This is a genomic window from Sphingobium fuliginis (genome assembly GCF_004152845.1).
Taxonomy (GTDB): Bacteria; Pseudomonadota; Alphaproteobacteria; order Sphingomonadales; family Sphingomonadaceae; genus Sphingobium; species Sphingobium fuliginis.
Map to the genome: position 1 here is coordinate 34,703 of NZ_SEON01000008.1, position 15,069 is coordinate 49,771.

Annotated in this window: 17 protein-coding genes; all 17 read right to left on the reverse strand. The window is 62.2% G+C overall.

Going from position 1 to position 15,069, the window contains the following annotated elements; translation table 11 throughout:
- Window positions 1-3: 3 nt before the first annotated feature.
- The 17 genes from EWH10_RS17400 to EWH10_RS17480 all read right to left on the reverse strand — a co-directional run bounded on the left by EWH10_RS17400 (window position 4) and on the right by EWH10_RS17480 (window position 14,860).
- Window positions 4-1,503, reverse strand: coding sequence for an aldehyde dehydrogenase family protein (locus EWH10_RS17400; protein ID WP_025548198.1), 1,500 nt, complete (start codon window positions 1,501-1,503; stop codon window positions 4-6).
- Window positions 1,504-1,522: 19 nt separating this feature from the next.
- Window positions 1,523-1,801 (reverse strand): 2Fe-2S iron-sulfur cluster-binding protein, encoded by a 279-nt coding sequence (locus EWH10_RS17405; protein WP_025548196.1) that lies wholly within the window; start codon window positions 1,799-1,801, stop codon window positions 1,523-1,525.
- Between the two features lie 4 nt (window positions 1,802-1,805).
- Window positions 1,806-2,018, reverse strand: a complete 213-nt coding sequence (locus EWH10_RS17410; RefSeq protein WP_025548194.1) for a 2-hydroxymuconate tautomerase — start codon at window positions 2,016-2,018, stop codon at window positions 1,806-1,808.
- Window positions 2,019-2,789, reverse strand: coding sequence for a 2-keto-4-pentenoate hydratase (locus tag EWH10_RS17415; protein WP_025548193.1), 771 nt, complete (start codon window positions 2,787-2,789; stop codon window positions 2,019-2,021).
- A 9-nt stretch (window positions 2,790-2,798) separates the two neighbouring features.
- Window positions 2,799-3,830: a 4-hydroxy-2-oxovalerate aldolase gene (gene dmpG / locus EWH10_RS17420; protein ID WP_025548191.1), complete on the reverse strand. Its 1,032-nt coding sequence runs from the start codon at window positions 3,828-3,830 to the stop codon at window positions 2,799-2,801.
- A complete protein-coding gene (locus EWH10_RS17425; RefSeq protein WP_040261278.1) occupies window positions 3,827-4,765 on the reverse strand; it encodes an acetaldehyde dehydrogenase (acetylating) in 939 nt (312 codons plus the stop codon). Before EWH10_RS17425 ends, dmpG begins: the two co-directional genes overlap by 4 nt.
- Before the next feature lie 25 nt (window positions 4,766-4,790).
- Complete coding sequence (locus tag EWH10_RS17430; protein ID WP_025548189.1) at window positions 4,791-5,603, reverse strand: 2-keto-4-pentenoate hydratase; 813 nt, start codon at window positions 5,601-5,603, stop codon at window positions 4,791-4,793.
- A 4-nt stretch (window positions 5,604-5,607) separates the two neighbouring features.
- Window positions 5,608-7,092 carry a 2-hydroxymuconic semialdehyde dehydrogenase gene (locus tag EWH10_RS17435; protein WP_025548187.1) on the reverse strand — a complete coding sequence of 495 codons (1,485 nt, stop codon included), beginning with the start codon at window positions 7,090-7,092 and terminating at the stop codon, window positions 5,608-5,610.
- A 53-nt stretch (window positions 7,093-7,145) separates the two neighbouring features.
- Window positions 7,146-7,577, reverse strand: coding sequence for a GlcG/HbpS family heme-binding protein (locus EWH10_RS17440; protein ID WP_025548185.1), 432 nt, complete (start codon window positions 7,575-7,577; stop codon window positions 7,146-7,148).
- Between the two features lie 2 nt (window positions 7,578-7,579).
- Window positions 7,580-8,503 (reverse strand): catechol 2,3-dioxygenase, encoded by a 924-nt coding sequence (locus EWH10_RS17445; protein WP_025548184.1) that lies wholly within the window; start codon window positions 8,501-8,503, stop codon window positions 7,580-7,582.
- 19 nt (window positions 8,504-8,522) lie between these two features.
- Window positions 8,523-9,374: an alpha/beta fold hydrolase gene (locus EWH10_RS17450; protein ID WP_130030099.1), complete on the reverse strand. Its 852-nt coding sequence runs from the start codon at window positions 9,372-9,374 to the stop codon at window positions 8,523-8,525.
- Between the two features lie 181 nt (window positions 9,375-9,555).
- Window positions 9,556-10,161 carry a glutathione transferase GstA gene (gene gstA / locus EWH10_RS17455; RefSeq protein ID WP_130030100.1) on the reverse strand — a complete coding sequence of 202 codons (606 nt, stop codon included), beginning with the start codon at window positions 10,159-10,161 and terminating at the stop codon, window positions 9,556-9,558.
- Window positions 10,162-10,209: 48 nt separating this feature from the next.
- On the reverse strand, window positions 10,210-10,689 hold the full coding sequence (locus tag EWH10_RS17460) for an aromatic-ring-hydroxylating dioxygenase subunit beta (protein WP_130030101.1): 480 nt from the start codon (window positions 10,687-10,689) through the stop codon (window positions 10,210-10,212).
- The gene (locus tag EWH10_RS17465; RefSeq protein ID WP_130030102.1) at window positions 10,686-11,960 is read right to left on the reverse strand and encodes an aromatic ring-hydroxylating dioxygenase subunit alpha; all 1,275 of its coding nucleotides are present in this window, start codon (window positions 11,958-11,960) and stop codon (window positions 10,686-10,688) included. The genes EWH10_RS17460 and EWH10_RS17465 overlap by 4 nt, the downstream gene beginning before the upstream one ends.
- Window positions 11,957-12,949, reverse strand: a complete 993-nt coding sequence (locus EWH10_RS17470; protein ID WP_229742709.1) for a PdxA family dehydrogenase — start codon at window positions 12,947-12,949, stop codon at window positions 11,957-11,959. The genes EWH10_RS17465 and EWH10_RS17470 overlap by 4 nt, the downstream gene beginning before the upstream one ends.
- 7 nt (window positions 12,950-12,956) lie before the next feature.
- Window positions 12,957-13,451 carry an aromatic-ring-hydroxylating dioxygenase subunit beta gene (locus EWH10_RS17475; RefSeq protein ID WP_130030104.1) on the reverse strand — a complete coding sequence of 165 codons (495 nt, stop codon included), beginning with the start codon at window positions 13,449-13,451 and terminating at the stop codon, window positions 12,957-12,959.
- Window positions 13,448-14,860 (reverse strand): SRPBCC family protein, encoded by a 1,413-nt coding sequence (locus tag EWH10_RS17480; protein WP_130030105.1) that lies wholly within the window; start codon window positions 14,858-14,860, stop codon window positions 13,448-13,450. The genes EWH10_RS17475 and EWH10_RS17480 overlap by 4 nt, the downstream gene beginning before the upstream one ends.
- Window positions 14,861-15,069 lie beyond the last annotated feature (209 nt).

Genomic DNA, 15,069 nt, shown 5'->3' on the forward strand with positions numbered 1-15,069 from the left:
GCCTTACTGGTCGAACATCCCCACGCGACCTTCCTGCAGATTGATGACCACCGACTTCGTCTGCGTATAGTGGTGCAGCACCTCATGGCTGAATTCACGGCCGAAACCGCTCTGCTTGTATCCGCCCAGCGGCATGTTGGGCTTGAGGTTGTAGTAACGGTTGACCCACACGGTTCCGGTTTCGAGCTTGCGGGCAATCCGGTGCGCGCGGGAGATGTCCCTGGTCCAGACGCCACCGGCCAGGCCATAGGTCGTATCATTCGCCAGCGCCATCATATCGTCTTCGTCGTTCCAGGTCAGCACGCTGGTGACCGGGCCGAAGATTTCCTCGCGGGCGATACGCATCGAGTTGCTGACGTTGGTGAAGACCGTTGGCTTGATGAAATGCCCGTCGGCGAGGCTTTCGTTGCGACTGCCTCCGGTGAGGACCGTGGCACCTTCCTCGGTAGCCAGCTGAAGATAGCTCTGGACCTTGTCCATCTGCATCTGCGAAGCCTGCGCACCAAGCTGGGTGGCAAAGTCCAGAGGATCGCCCTGGCGGATGCCTTCGAGGGCCACCTTGAACTTGGCGAGGAACTCGTCCTGGATCGATTGGTGCAGGAACAGCCGCGAACCGGCCAGGCAGACCTCACCCTTGTTCAGCACCGTCGACATCGTGGCGCTCTCCACTGCCGCATCGATATCGGCATCCGCGCAAACGATGTGCGCCGACTTGCCGCCCAATTCCAGAGTCTGGGGAATGATGTTCGAGGAAGCATACTGGATGATCCGGCGAGCCGTCGCCACCGAACCGGTGAACGCGACCTTGCGGACATCCTCGTGGGTCACCAGCGCTTCACCGACGTCGGCGCCGTAACCGGTCACGACGTTGATTACGCCCGGGGGCAGAAGGTCGGCCATTTCGACGAAGAATTCGATAACCGAAAGGCAGACGGTTTCCGCGGGCTTGAGCACCACCGTGTTGCCTGAAGCCAGGGCTGGCGCGATCTTGCAGGCCATCATCAGGATCGGGACGTTCCATGGAATGATCTGCGCGCAAACGCCCAGCGGCTCGCGGTGGACGATGCCGATCGCATCGGGATAGTCCAGCGTCTGGCCGTGTAGGCCATAGGCTGCGCCGGCGAACACTTCGAATTGGCTTATAGCCTGCGGCATGTCAAAGTACATCGATTCGCGGATCGGCTTGCCGTTGTTCAGAGTTTCGAGCGTTGCGTAATGTTGGTGGCGCGCCTTGAGCCGACGGGCGACCTCGATCAGGATTTCCTGGCGCTCGGCGGGCGAGCTTTCCGACCACTTCGGGAAGGCGGCCTTGGCCGCCGCGACCGCGCGCTGAATGTCCTTGGCGTTGCCCGCCTGGATCTTGGTGAGCACCGCCCCGGTCGCCGGATTGATCAGGTCGATCGTCTTGCCGCTGTCACCCGAAACCCATTCACCGCCAATGAAGTGGCCGTATTCCGGCTTGATGCCGTATTCGTTTTCCGCGCTTTTCAGTTGAGTAGCCATCTTAAAACTCCTTCCAATCTTATTCCACTGCAATGACCAGATCTTCGGCCGGGAACAGACGGCAAGCCAAGGCATAACCTGCCTGGCGATCGCTATCCGACACCTTCGCCGCACTCATCTTGCCGGTCCGGTAATCGCCTTCGACTACCCTCACCCGGCAAATTCCGCATCCGCCGCCCCGGCAACCAACCCCGATATCGCCGGCACCACAACGTTCCATTGCGAGGAGGACCCGCTCGTCCCCGCCGCAGGTGAACTCGCCGCCGCCGACCACGCGGATTTGATAGAGGCCGGTCACGGTCCTAGCCTTGTCGAGCCGCCTTCGCGGCCGCTTTGGCAGCGAAGGTCTCTCCACCCACCGCGAAATGGCCCGGCGGCATCTCGCGCAGGATGATGCGAACCGATTCGCGCGGCGCACCGATCGCTTCGATGGCGGCAGCGGTCAAAGCCTGGATCAACCGCTCCTTGTCGTCGGAAGTCCTCCCTTCGAGCAAGTTGACCTCGATGATCGGCATTCAGGCCTCCACCTGGAACATGACCGAACCCAGCCCCTGGACGGTCGTGCGCACCGTTTGACCAGGTGCCAGATTGGGCGCGGCGGTAATCCCGCCCGCCATCACGATGTCTCCGGCCGAAATCTCCTCACCAGCTTCGGAAACAAGCCTGGCTGCCGCGACCAGCGAGCGCAGGGGGTGGCCGAGAATCGCGGCGGTCGAGCCGATTTGCTTCACTTCCCCGTCGATTTCGAGGTAAACGCCGAGGTTCGAGAAATCCATCGCGGGATCGTTCCAGGAACCGATCACCAGCCCGGACGACGAGGTATTGTCGGCGATGACATCGGACAACGCGAACTTGAAGTTCTCATAGCGGCTGTCGATGATTTCCATGGCTGGGGCAATCGCCTCGACCGCCGCCAGCGCGGCCGCCGCCGTCACTTTGCCGGCCAGCGTCGCCTTCATCAGGAAGGCGACTTCAGGCTCGACCCGCGGATGGACAAAACGCGCCCGCGACATGGCCGTGCCCTCCTCGATCAGCATGGCATCGGTCAATCGCCCCCAGGCGACCTCGTCGACCCCGACCTGCAGCATCTTGGCGCGGCTCGTCAGCCCCATCTTGACCCCGATGCGGCGTTCGCCCCGCGCCAGCCGCCGATCGACCGACAGCTGCTGGACCCGGTAGGCATCCGCGACGCTCAGGTCGGGATCGGTATGGGTGAGCTGCGGTGTGGCACGCGCGTGCAAAGCGGCGCTGTCGAGGATTTCGGCGTATCGCTCAAGTTTGTCCATTGCCTTGGCCTATGCTGCACGTGCGGAAACAAGATCGAGCGCGACATCGACGATCATGTCTTCCTGCCCCCCGACCATCCGGCGCTTGCCCAGTTCGATCAGGATTTCGCGCGTATCCAGCCCATACTGTTCGGCGGCCTTTTCCGCGTGACGCAGGAAGCTCGAATAGACCCCGGCATAGCCCAGGCTCAGCGTTTCGCGATCCACCCGCACCGGGCGATCCTGCAACGGACGGATGATGTCCTCCGCCGCGTCCATCAGCGACATGACATCGCAGCCATGGTTCCAGCCCTTGCGATCAGCGGCGGCGACGAACACCTCGAGCGGCGCATTGCCGGCCCCTGCCCCCATTCCGGCAAGGCTCGCATCGATCCGCACCGCGCCTTCCTGAGCCGCGACGATAGAATTGGCCACACCGAGCGAAAGGTTATGGTGGGCGTGGATGCCGCGCTGGGTTTCCGGCTTGAGGACGCGGTCATAGGCCCGCAGGCGATCGCGCACCCCGTCCATGTCGAGCGCGCCGCCGCTGTCGGTCACATAGACGCAATGCGCCCCATAGCTTTCCATCAGCAGGGCCTGCTGCGCCAGCGCCTCGGCATCGATCATGTGGCTCATCATCAGGAAGCCCGAGACATCCATGCCGAGGTCGCGGGCAATGCCGATGTGCTGCTTGGCGACGTCGGCCTCGGTGCAATGGGTCGCCACCCGCACCGAGCGCACGCCGAGCGCATAGGCGCGGCGGAGTTCCTCGACCGTGCCGATACCCGGCACCAGCAATGTGGTCAGCACGGCGTTCTTGATCACGTCGGCGGCGGCCTCGATCCACTCCCAGTCGGTATGCGCACCGAACCCGTAGTTGAACGACGTGCCGTTGAGGCCATCGCCGTGCGACACCTCGATCGCATCGACGCCGGCATCGTCCAGCGCCTTGGCAATGGTGCGGACACTTTCGGTGCCGTACATGTGAAGAATGGCATGCATGCCGTCACGCAGGGTGACGTCCTGGATGTAGAGCTTTCCGGTTTCGGGATTGAAGGTCATGCTGCCACCTTTTCAAGGCGTTGTTGGGCCAGACGCTCACCCGCTGCCTTGGCGGCGGCGGTCATGATGTCGAGGTTGCCGGAATACTTCGGAAGATAGTCGCCAGCGCCCTCGACCTCGAGGAACACGCTGGTCTTCAGGCCGACGAATTCGCCGTATCCGGGGATCTTCAGCGGCCGGTTCGAGCCGAACCGTTCGAACTGCACTTCCTGCTTGAGGCGATAGCCGGGCACATAGGCTTGCACGGTTTCGACCATTTCCTTGACCGAGGCGCGGATGGCGTCCTCGTCCACCTGATCGGTCAGCGTGAAGATCGTGTCACGCATGATCATCGGCGGTTCGGCGGGATTGAGGATGATGATCGCCCGGCCGCGGCCGGCACCGCCCACTATCTCGATCGCCTTCGCGGTGGTCCGGGTGAATTCGTCGATGTTCGCGCGGGTGCCGGGCCCGGCAGAACGCGAGGACACCGACGCGACGATTTCAGCGTAATGAACCGGGGTCACCCGAGAAACCGCGGCGACAATGGGAATGGTCGCCTGACCGCCGCAGGTGACCATGTTGACATTGCGGATTTCGCTGTCGAGCACTCCGCCGACCGGCGGGACAAAAAACGGCCCGATCGCGGCAGGGGTCAGATCGACAACCAGCTTGCCGTCGGCTTGCAGGGCCGCATCGTGTTCCTTGTGGGCGTAGGCCGAAGTCGCATCGAATGCGATGCCAATCTCGGGATAGGCCGGCAGCTTACGCAGCCCTTCAATACCCTCATGGGTTGTCGCCACGCCGCGTTCGCGGGCCATGGCGAGGCCTTCCGAGGCCGGGTCGATCCCGACCACCGCCGCCAGTTCAAGGGTATCGGACCCCTTGAGCAGCTTGATCATCAAATCGGTACCAATATTTCCGGAGCCGATGATGGCGCATTTCATCTTGGTCATTCTTCGATCTCTCCGTTCATCTGCGTCAGCCGGCCTCGGCAGCGAAAGCCGCCCGCACCGTTCCGACGCCATTGATTCTCGCTTCCACGACATCGCCGCGCGCGATCCCGGCCATGGGCCCGAGCGCGCCGGACAGGATCACGTCGCCTTCAAGCAGCGGGCGTCCGACCCGGGCCATCACCCGCGCCAGCCACAGCGATGCGGTGATCGGGCTGCCGAGGCAGGCAATCCCCGCCCCCACCGAGATCGGCTCGCCCTTTACCTCCATCACCATGCCGCATTCGCGCAGGTCGAGCGCTTCGAGCTTGCGCGGCACCGCACCCAGCACGAACAGCCCGCTCGAGGCGTTGTCGGCGACGGTGTCCCAGATGCGGATGTCCCAGTTGGCAACGCGGCTATCGACGATCTCGATCGCGGGTACGACATATTCGACCGCGCGGATCATCTCGGCGGTGGTGAGATCGGGATAGGGCAGATCCCGGCCGACCACGATCGCGATTTCGGCCTCGACCTTGGGCTGGATGACCTGATCGAGCGAGATCGGAATCCCCTCGGGCACGTCCATGTCCGAAAACAGCATGCCGTAATCGGGCTGGTCGACGCCAAGCTGGCGCTGGACCGCCAGCGAGGTCAGGCCGATCTTGCGGCCGACCAGGCGCCGTCCGCTGTCAAGGGCGTGCCGAGTGTTGATTTCCTGCACGGCGTAGGCGGCATCCACGCCGCCGGCCGAAATGAGATCGCGAATCGGCGCCACCGGCTTGCCGCTGGCAGCCGCGCCCCGCAATTGCTCGGCCGCCTGTTGGATGGCAGTGGGATCGATAGTGGTTTCAGTCGTCATGGTCTCAAAGCTTCACGCAGATGTTTTCGGTTTCCGTGTAGAATTCGAGGCTGTGCACGCCGCCTTCGCGGCCGATCCCGGAATGTCCCGAACCGCCGAATGCGGTGCGCAGATCCCGCAGGAACCAGCAATTGACCCAGCAGACGCCAACCTGCATCGAGGCGGCGACCCGGTGCGCCCGCGAGAGGTTTTCGGTCCAGATCGTCGCGCACAATCCGTAGTCGGTGTCGTTGGCCAGGCCGATCACCTCGTCTTCGGCATCGAAGGGAATGACCCCGCAGCACGGGCCGAAGATTTCTTCGCGCATCACCGAACTGTCGTGCGCCAGGCCTGTCCACAACGTTGGCTCGACATAAAAGCCGCCCGCTTCATCCCCAGAAATCGCGGGAACCCCGCCCCCGGTGACGACAGTGGCGCCTTCGGCCACCGCGCGCGCATAGTATCCCAGCACCTTTTCCTGATGCTCGGCACTGATCAGCGGACCAAGATAGGCTGGATCGCCGGTCGCTCCTGGTTTGAACGCCTTGGCCGCCACCGTCATCCGCTTCACGAATTCGTCGAAAACCGGCCGTTCGACATAGACCCGCTCGGTCCCGAGGCAGACCTGCCCGGTGTTCAGAAATACCGAACGCGACAATCCTTCGACCACCTTGTCGAGATCGGCGTCGGCAAACACGACGGCCGGATTCTTACCGCCCAGCTCGAACGAAATGTCGCGCACCCCGACCGCGGCCTTCTGCATGATCGCCTGGCCGGTGCCGGTTTCGCCGGTGAATGTGATTGCATCGATGTCGGGGTTCGAGGTCAGGAATTCACCGGCCGAACCCGCCCCGAAACCGTGCACCACGTTGTAGACCCCTTCGGGCATCCCGACCGCGTTCATGACCTCACCGAGCAGCGCCGCGGTCCGCGGCGTCTCTTCGGATGGCTTGACCACAACCGTGTTGCCGCAAGCCAGGGCAGGTCCAACCTTCCAGGTCATCAGCAGCAGGGGAAAGTTCCACGGGCAGATCACCGCGATCACACCCTTGGGCTTGCGCACCGCGTAGTTGAGCGCCTGCCCGCCATCGGGCGTTGCCGTTGCAAAGGATTCGGTCGGGGTCGTCGAAATGACGTCGGCAAACATCCGGAAGTTCGCAGCACCGCGCGGAATGTCGATATGCGAGGCGACATGGCGCGGCTTGCCGGTATCCGCCACTTCGGCTGCGAGGAAATCGTCCGCGCGGCGCTCGATCTCGGTGGCGACCGCGGAGATGAGCTTGACCCGTTCCGCCGTGGTCATCTTGCCCCAGGGGCCGTTGAGCGCCGCCTTGGCCGCGGCAACCGCATCGGCCACGTCGGCCTCGCTCGCCTCGTGGACAGTACCGATCCGAAGGCCGGTCGCAGGAGCGAAATTGTCGAAGGTCTTGCCGGTGCTTCCACGGCGATATGCGCCCCCGATGAAATTCAGGATGGTGTCGGTAACGGCCGGGGTAATCTCATTTGCCATGGGCTCTTCAATTCTCCGTAGCGTCTTGTTTCAGTGCGGCGATGGCCGGACGCTCAATATTCCGTCGCCCCGATCGAGATGAGGGCTGCGTTTGCGCACTGCGTATCCAGTTCTTCGGTTCCGCCCGACACTCCGATCGCGCCGACGATTTCGCCGGCGATCGCGATCGGCAGCCCGCCGCCGAACATGGCGATTCCGGGCTTCGCGGCGATACCTCCGCTTAGCGCGGGATTGCCTGCGACCATCTTGTAGACGTCCGGCGACGGAACCTTGAAGCTGGCAGCGGTATAGGCCTTGTCCTGCGCGATCTGAGAGGAGGGAAACGGGGCCCCGGTGGCGCGCAACAGGGCGACCAGTTCCCCGGTGGCGCCAACCACTGCGGCGACGAGGGGACAGCCCGCCTCGCCGCCTTTCGCCACCGCGACCTGCACCGCCTTGGCGGCAAGATCGTGTCCCACCGACCGGATTGTCGCCACTCCATTCATGCTCAGGTGTTCACCGTCATGAAGCGGTCGTTGAGCGCCTTCTCGTAATAGAAGATCGCCTTGCCGGCATTCTCGGCCTGCCACATCCGGCGCGGATTATCGGGATAATAGGTGTAGCCGCCGCTGAACGTCTCGTTGCGGTTGCCCGAGGGGTCGAAGAAGTAGATCGTCTGCCCGCGTGTGATCCCATGGCGGGTCGGGCCGATATCGAGCGAAATGTCGTAGCGGCTGATGATGTCCGCCGCATGACCGACATCGTGCCAGGATTCGAGGTTGAACGATGTGTGATGGATCCGTCCGTCCTCGGGATAGCCCAGAAACGCCACGTCATGCGCCTTGTTGCTGCATGACAGGAAGATGCCCAGCCGAGTGCCGGACCCTTCGTCCACCAATTCCTCGGCCACCGAAAAATCGAGAGCCTCGACAAAAATCTTCGCGCTCGCCGAAATATCGACACCATTGAGGGCGCAGTGATCGAACCTGGTCGCGCGCATACCGCGCGGTTCGGCGATCCAGACGTCCGGATTGCGCACGGCCGGACCGGTCTCGGACAGCTCCATCTCGGCATAGAGATCGAACACGTGGGAGGTTGGCGTATTGAAGCGGATCTTGCGGCCAACACCAGGATCCTCTCCGGCCGCAATCACGTCGACATGAACCCCGATGTCGAGCAGGCGTTCGGCAAAGTGGTCGAGATCGGCATCCCTGGCGACCTTGAAGGCCATCCGGTCGAGCCCGGCAGAATCGGCTTCGCGCAGAATGATGCTGTGGCGATCGAACTCGTCGAAGGCCTGGAAGAAAGCCCTGCCTCCCTCGACGCTCACCAGGTTGAGGCCGATACGGTCACGATAGTGCTGGATTGCCTCATCCAGATCGAGGACGCGCAACTGGACATAGCCAGGGCGAAGTACACCGGTCAGCGCCATTTCAGTTCTCCTTGTCCCTTCAGGCCTTGAGGCCGTTCTCGAAAAATTCGGCCACCATGCGGTTGAAGCTCGTCATCCGTTCGATCTGAACCCAGTGGCCGCATTCCGCGAACACGTGCAGGTCGGCGCGCGGCAACAGGCTGGCCAGGCGAACGGTCGATTCCAGCGGAATCACCTGGTCGAACAGGCCATGCAGGATGAGCGTTTCGTGCTTTAGCGCCGCCACGTCTTCCTCGCGGCTTGCCAGCATCGCGATGTTGCGCTGCCGGTCAGCCCCGCCGAACGTCGCGTGATACGGCTCATGCGCTTCGGGACGCGCACTCGCTTCATAGCGCGACTGGACCAGGTCTTCGGTCAGCCGGCTGTGATCCCAGGCGAGGTACTTGAGCGAGGTGCGCATTTCCTCCAGCGAAGGCTGGTAGCCCCAGACCAGGTCGAGCGCAGGCGTGATCGGGAAATCGAGCCCTGCCGGCCCCATCAGCACCGCCCTTTCGACCCGATCGGGATGCGCGATCATGAACGCCAGGGTTATGCCGCCGCCGAAGGAATTGCCGACCATCGAGACCTTGTCGATCCCGAGGCTATCGAGCAGCGATGCGACCTGATCGACCCACACCCGCTTATCTTCGATCCGGCCCTTCGAAGCCGAATAGCCAAACCCGAACATGTCGGGCGCGATGACCCTGAAGCGCTTCGCTAGCTCGGGCATGTTGAGCCGCCAATTGGCCCAGGCAGTCACCCCGGGTCCCGATCCGTGGATCAGCAGGACCGGTGCGCCATCGCCCAAATCGTGATAATTCGTGACGCTGCCATCAACCGTGATGGACTTGCCAATCTCCGGGCGTGCGATGTCGTTGGCTACGGCAGTCATGGCTCTCCCAATCGATATTCAACTGTTTTTTGACGCTAGCATTGCCTGTGTTCGCGCGAGGTCATGCACACAGCTTTCGCGTCCATCCGATTTCTCGTTACTATTGCACTAAATAGAACGCATTTGCAAATGGAGAATGGTTGAACTCCATCGCATAATGCGGGAAGTCGGACTGTCCGGCTCACGCCAAGCCTTCGGCCTTGAGCGCGGCACCCACGGCGGGACGCTGCGCGATCTTGCCGACATAGGCGCCGAGCGAGGGGTAGGCGGCCATGTCGATACCGACGTAGGCTGGCCAACCCAGCATCACGAACAGGTAGATGTCGGCAACACTGAAAGCATTGCCAGCATAGTGGTCCCGCCCGGCCAATTCCTTATCGAGCGCGGCGAGGTGGTTCTTGACCGATTCCGCGGCCGCCGCCTTCGCTTCGTCGGAAGTGCCGGGGGCGAACAACGGCACGAATGCCTTGTGGAATTCGGAACCGAGGAAGCTGAGACGGCTCAGCAGTCGGTAACGATCGAGGCTGCCTTCGGCCGGCGCCAGGCCAGACGCGGGGTTCTGGTCGGCTATGTACAGCAGGATGGCGGGGTTCTCGGTCAGGGTCTCGCCGCTGTCCAGGGTGAGGGCCGGGACCTTGCCGGACGGGTTGACGGTGAGGAAATCCTCGCCCGCCTCGGTCTTGCGCACGGCCAGATCGACCTTGACGGCTTCGAAATCGGCACCGGTTTCGCGCAGGGCAATGTGCGGGGCGAGGGAACATGCGCCGGGGCTGATGAACAGTTTCATGGTATTTCTCCTCTAGATTTCTTTTCGACGCCAGACGATGTTCGGCAGTCAGATTGGGGTCGCCAGCAGCGTCGCGATTCTGTGGGTGTCATAGACGCACATTCGGCTCACCAGCTTGGCTACGCCGTCCTTGATTAGCAGACGGTCGACATATTTCCCGGCGTTGTAGATGCGGGTCTCACCGTCGTTGCGCGTCTGCAGCAAGGCATAGCTTGCTTCGGCCGACACGGTATCCCCGTCGATCCCGGTCAAGACCGCTCGCGAAATCAGGTGACGACTGAAATGCTCCGGGAAAACGTTGGCGCGGCGCAGCGCCACCACCCGATCGACGAGCATGCCCTTGCTGTCGCAATACATCACCGCGGCCGGCAGCCCGTTGTCGACATTTTCGCGGGCGATCACCTGATAAAGGCAATCGTCGACGAAAAACTCGGGCCACTCCTCAAGCCGGTCGTCATCCAGACACAGTCCGTAAGCGGCGTTCAGGGAATCGACGAGACCCTGCAAAACAGGCTCGACCAAGCTCATGCCGATGCCTCGGCGCTGACGGCAAGAGCATCGCCCATCAGGCTCAGATAGCCTTTCCAGAAGCCGCGCACAGCGTTCTCGTCCATGCCCATCGGCGCGTAATAGCCCCGCACGTCGTCGCCGCCCATTTCGATGAAACTGTGCTTGCCTTCGGCCCCGACCGTGCCCTGCTGGCAAAGCTCGACCGCTTCACCGTCCTCCATCGAAATCAGTCCGGAAGGACCGACGAGGTTCAGGTTGCGCAGCCGGTGACGGGTCGTTTCCTCATCATCGTCGGCATAGCCGAAATAAGTCCATACCAGCTCGGTCTTGTCGACACCGTGAGTCACAATCTGGCGTGTCGCCAGCGTGTTCTGGATCTGCTGCAGCACGACCGACGGAAACAGCGACTGGATGTGCAAGCCCACATCGTCCTCGATCTCGGGCCGGAATTGCAACAGGCGTTCGTCCTGCAGTTTGGCGGACCCTTGCATTTCGCGATTGGCCTCATCGCCGAACGATCCGTAATCGATGTCACCCTTGGGCTTGGAGACGGTAAAGACATTGTGAAAGCCCTGCTCGGCCAGCTCACCCGCGCTGTCCTGACTTTGTCGGTAGATTCCGAAAGTCGGGTAGAACAGGTGCAGCAAGCCGCCGTGGTAGCTGTCGCGGCTGTTTTCGGAATAGAGCTTCCAATTGCCCGCCATATATTGCCGGGAGTAACCCAGGACCTTGATCGGGCGCTGGAAAACGCGGTCGATATACTTGCGCATCACCGGGCCGAGAAAATCGTCAAGCGACTCGATGTCGGCTGAAAAAGTGCCGAACACCATGCCCTTGTAGCTTTCTACCCGGAGCTTCTCGAGCGAGTGACTGGCCAGATCGAAATCCTTTTCGTACCCTCCAACGCCCTTCATCCCGCGCCGGAAGGGTACGCCGACCAGCGTGCCTTCCGAATCGTAAGCCCACTGATGGTAGACGCAGACGAACGCGCCGTCGGCCTGGTTGCCGCGCAACGAACGGCACACCGTCGCGCCCTTGTGCGCGCACCGGTTTACCCAGGCATGAAGCTTGCCTTCCTGTCCGCGCACGAGCACCACCGGCGTTTCGCCGAGATGGGTTGCGCGAAAGTCGCCCGCGTTGGGAATCTCGGCCTCAAGCCCAAGGTAGCACCAGGTGCGCCCCTTGAAGATATTGCGCTGCTCGGCGGCGAAAATCTGCGTATCGTGGTAGACTCTATAGTCCACCGCTGTCGGGAGCGAGGGCGCTCCCACTGGGGCCATGGCATTCATTGTGCTTCTCCTGTAAATCCCTGTCCAGATGCGAGCTGACCGCAAATGCGCATCGCGCTGAGCATCATCGCGGCGTCCGCCTTGCCCGTGCCGACAATATCGTAGGCGGTGCCGTGGGCGACCGACATGTGCAGATAGGGCGGACCCATTATGATCACGCAATTGCCCGAAAAGCCCCAGGTCTTTACGGCAATGTGCCCCTGATCGTGGAACATCGCGAGCACCATGTCGAAGCGCCCCTCGATGCACTGGCGGAAGACCGAATCGGGCGCAATCGGGCCTTCCACGGCAACGCCGGCTGCCCGGGCCCGTTCGACCCCGGGGGCAATCGCGAGCCGATCCTCGTCACCCATGGCGTGCGGGTTGAGCCCCGCCACGGCGATCCGCGGACGAGCGATTCCCCACGACCGCATGGCATCATTAACTTGCCTGATTGCCTTGGCGACGAGATCGGCGGTTATCACGTCGATCACCTGGCGCAGCGACATGTGATCGGTGAGATGCGCCACCCGCAAAGGACCGGTCAGCAACACCAGATAGCTTTCGCCCGGCGTGGGGCTGATCACCTTGTCGAGTTTTCCGGCCATCTTGAGCGAACCGCTGCTGATCGGTCCCATGACCGTCGCGGCGAAGGAGCCATCCCGGGCCAGCGCGTCGAGCTCGTCCAGCCATTGCGCGGTGGCATGGCCGGCCACTTCGGTATCCACACCCAGTGGCAAAACGCCGTCCGGCAAGGCTCCAGTGTCGATCACGTCGATCACCCCGACATCGTCACTGGGCTGTTCGAACGAACGCATCCGGCGCACCCGGGCCCTGACCCCGGTCATGTCGAGCGCACGCTCCACCGCCGCTGCCGAGCCAAGTAGCACCGGTATCGATACCTCGTGTACCGAACCGTCCGCCAAGGCCTTGACCGTCACTTCGGGTCCGATCCCCGCAGGATCGCCGATCATGGTCCCGACGACGGGACGCGCTGCTGGTGCTGCCATGGGTCGGTCAGATGCTGTAGACATCGAGCATGGTCTGCGCGAGGTCGTTGATGATCACGGTCTTCTTGCGCTTGATCACAAAACTCCCGCCGGCAGGCTCGAGATCATAGAAGGCCGATCCGCTGTAGACGGTTACCGCCCCATCGAGCACGGATGTTACCGTCCACGATGTGCGCGCCCGTACCAGGCCATCGCCTTCTTCCGTCGAAAGCAACGTGAACACGTGCGAAGTGCGCGGCCCGGGCGTGCTTGCCGAGGACCGCCCGGTGCGAATACGGAAAACCCGATCCTCCAGGCCGCCGCGATTGTGATAATAGATCAGCGAGATTTCGCGCTGCGGATCAACGGTAAGGCGCTCGCGGTCATCCCAGGCCGGAGCCCAGTATTCCGCGTCTTCGGCATAGAGCGACAGCCAGGCGTCCCAGTCCTTGTCGTCGAGCGCTACCGCCTCGCGTCCGAGAAAGCGGTAAACGGCAAGCCAATGCGCATCGGTTGCCGTCATTGCGCCAGCTCCAAGTCGCCCTTGGCAAGAAATTCTGCGGTCTCCTGGTCGATAGCGGAGTTCATCCGGCTGATCCACTCGTCGTGGATAGCTACATAGAGTCCCTCGTCGGCCACTGACGGACTGCTCATCACCGCATCCACCGAAAGGCCGGCGCCGAAACGCCCGGCGTTTTGTTCCCAGCGCGTCGAGCCGCGCGACATGTCGTTCATCCGACCTTCGCCTGCGCCATACCCGGCCTGGCAGTTGTTGAATTCGGTCAGATCGTCCGGCGTCGCCATGCCGCTGGCATTGAAGAAGTCCTCGTATTGCCGGATCCTCAGGGCCCGTGCCGAGGCGCTTTCACCCACCGGAGCGATGCAATAGGTCGTGACTTCGGTCTCGTCGACGGAGATCGGCTGGATGATCCTGATCTGGGTGCTGGTCTGATCCATCAGGAAGACGTTGGGGAACAGCTGAAGATTCCGGATGCGTTTGTTCATCCACAGCGCCTTCTCCTCGCCATGGGTTTCCTCGATCCAGTCGAGGGCCTCGAAATTCGGCCGATCCCGGAAATTGGCGTAGTCGGCCCAGAGCACTGAATGCCCGTTATGGAAGGAAAAAGATCCGCCGTCCTGCCGGTTGAAATTTGAAAAGTCGATCGCCTTGGTGTCGTTCTTGGAGGCCCCCTCGACTCGACGCATCACCGTCATGAAGTAATTGGCGTGGACCGTTCCGACGTGATACCCGTCCAGACCGTTTTCCACCTGCATCTTCCAGTTGCCGCGATAGCGGTACCGCGTAGCGCCCGGCAGCACCTCCATTTCGCCTTGCTGAGACTGGTCGACCAACAGATCGATGAACGCCTTCGAGCCGGCCAGATATTCCTCGAGTGGCAAGACATCGGGAGACAGGCTGCCGAAGATGAAGCCGCGGTAAATTTCCAGACGGGCGATCCTGGGAAGTCCGAAATCGGCGCGGTCGAAGCCAGGCGCATAACCCCCCGCCCCTTCTTCGGTGACGTCGAGAAGGTCCCCTGCAGACGAGTAGGTCCAGCCGTGGAAGGGGCACATGAAATTCTTCCTGTTGCCGGCCTTTTCGCGGCAGACCTTGGCGCCGCGGTGGGCGCAGGCGTTGACCAGCCCGCGGACAGTCCCAGACCGGTCCCGGGTGATGATCACGGGGATTCGCCCCATCTTGGCGGTAAGGAAATCGTGGGGTTTGGCGACCTGGCTTTCGTGAGCGAGGAATATCCAGTTGCGCTCGAAAATATACTTCATCTCGATATCGAACAGCTCGGCATCAGTGAAAGCGGCGCGGTCGATCTGGTAGATACCCCTCGCCTGATCTTTCACGAGCCACGATTTCAGGCGCTGTTTGATCGCTTGCAAATCGGCAATCCGTCCGACACGCTTTTCTGCGGCTTCCATAACGCTCCACTCCCACTTTGCGGCAGCCGGTCGGACGGCTTCCGCTGAATGACTGGACACCTTGGCGGTGTTCCCGAATCCGGTCCCGCGCCGCCCGCCCATCACGGGCGAATCGCTGGATCGACGTTCTGTTGCGCTATTCCTACACCAACAAATTACCCGGTGCAACGTATTGCACTATGGAGAACTATCGGCTATCGCCTCGACTC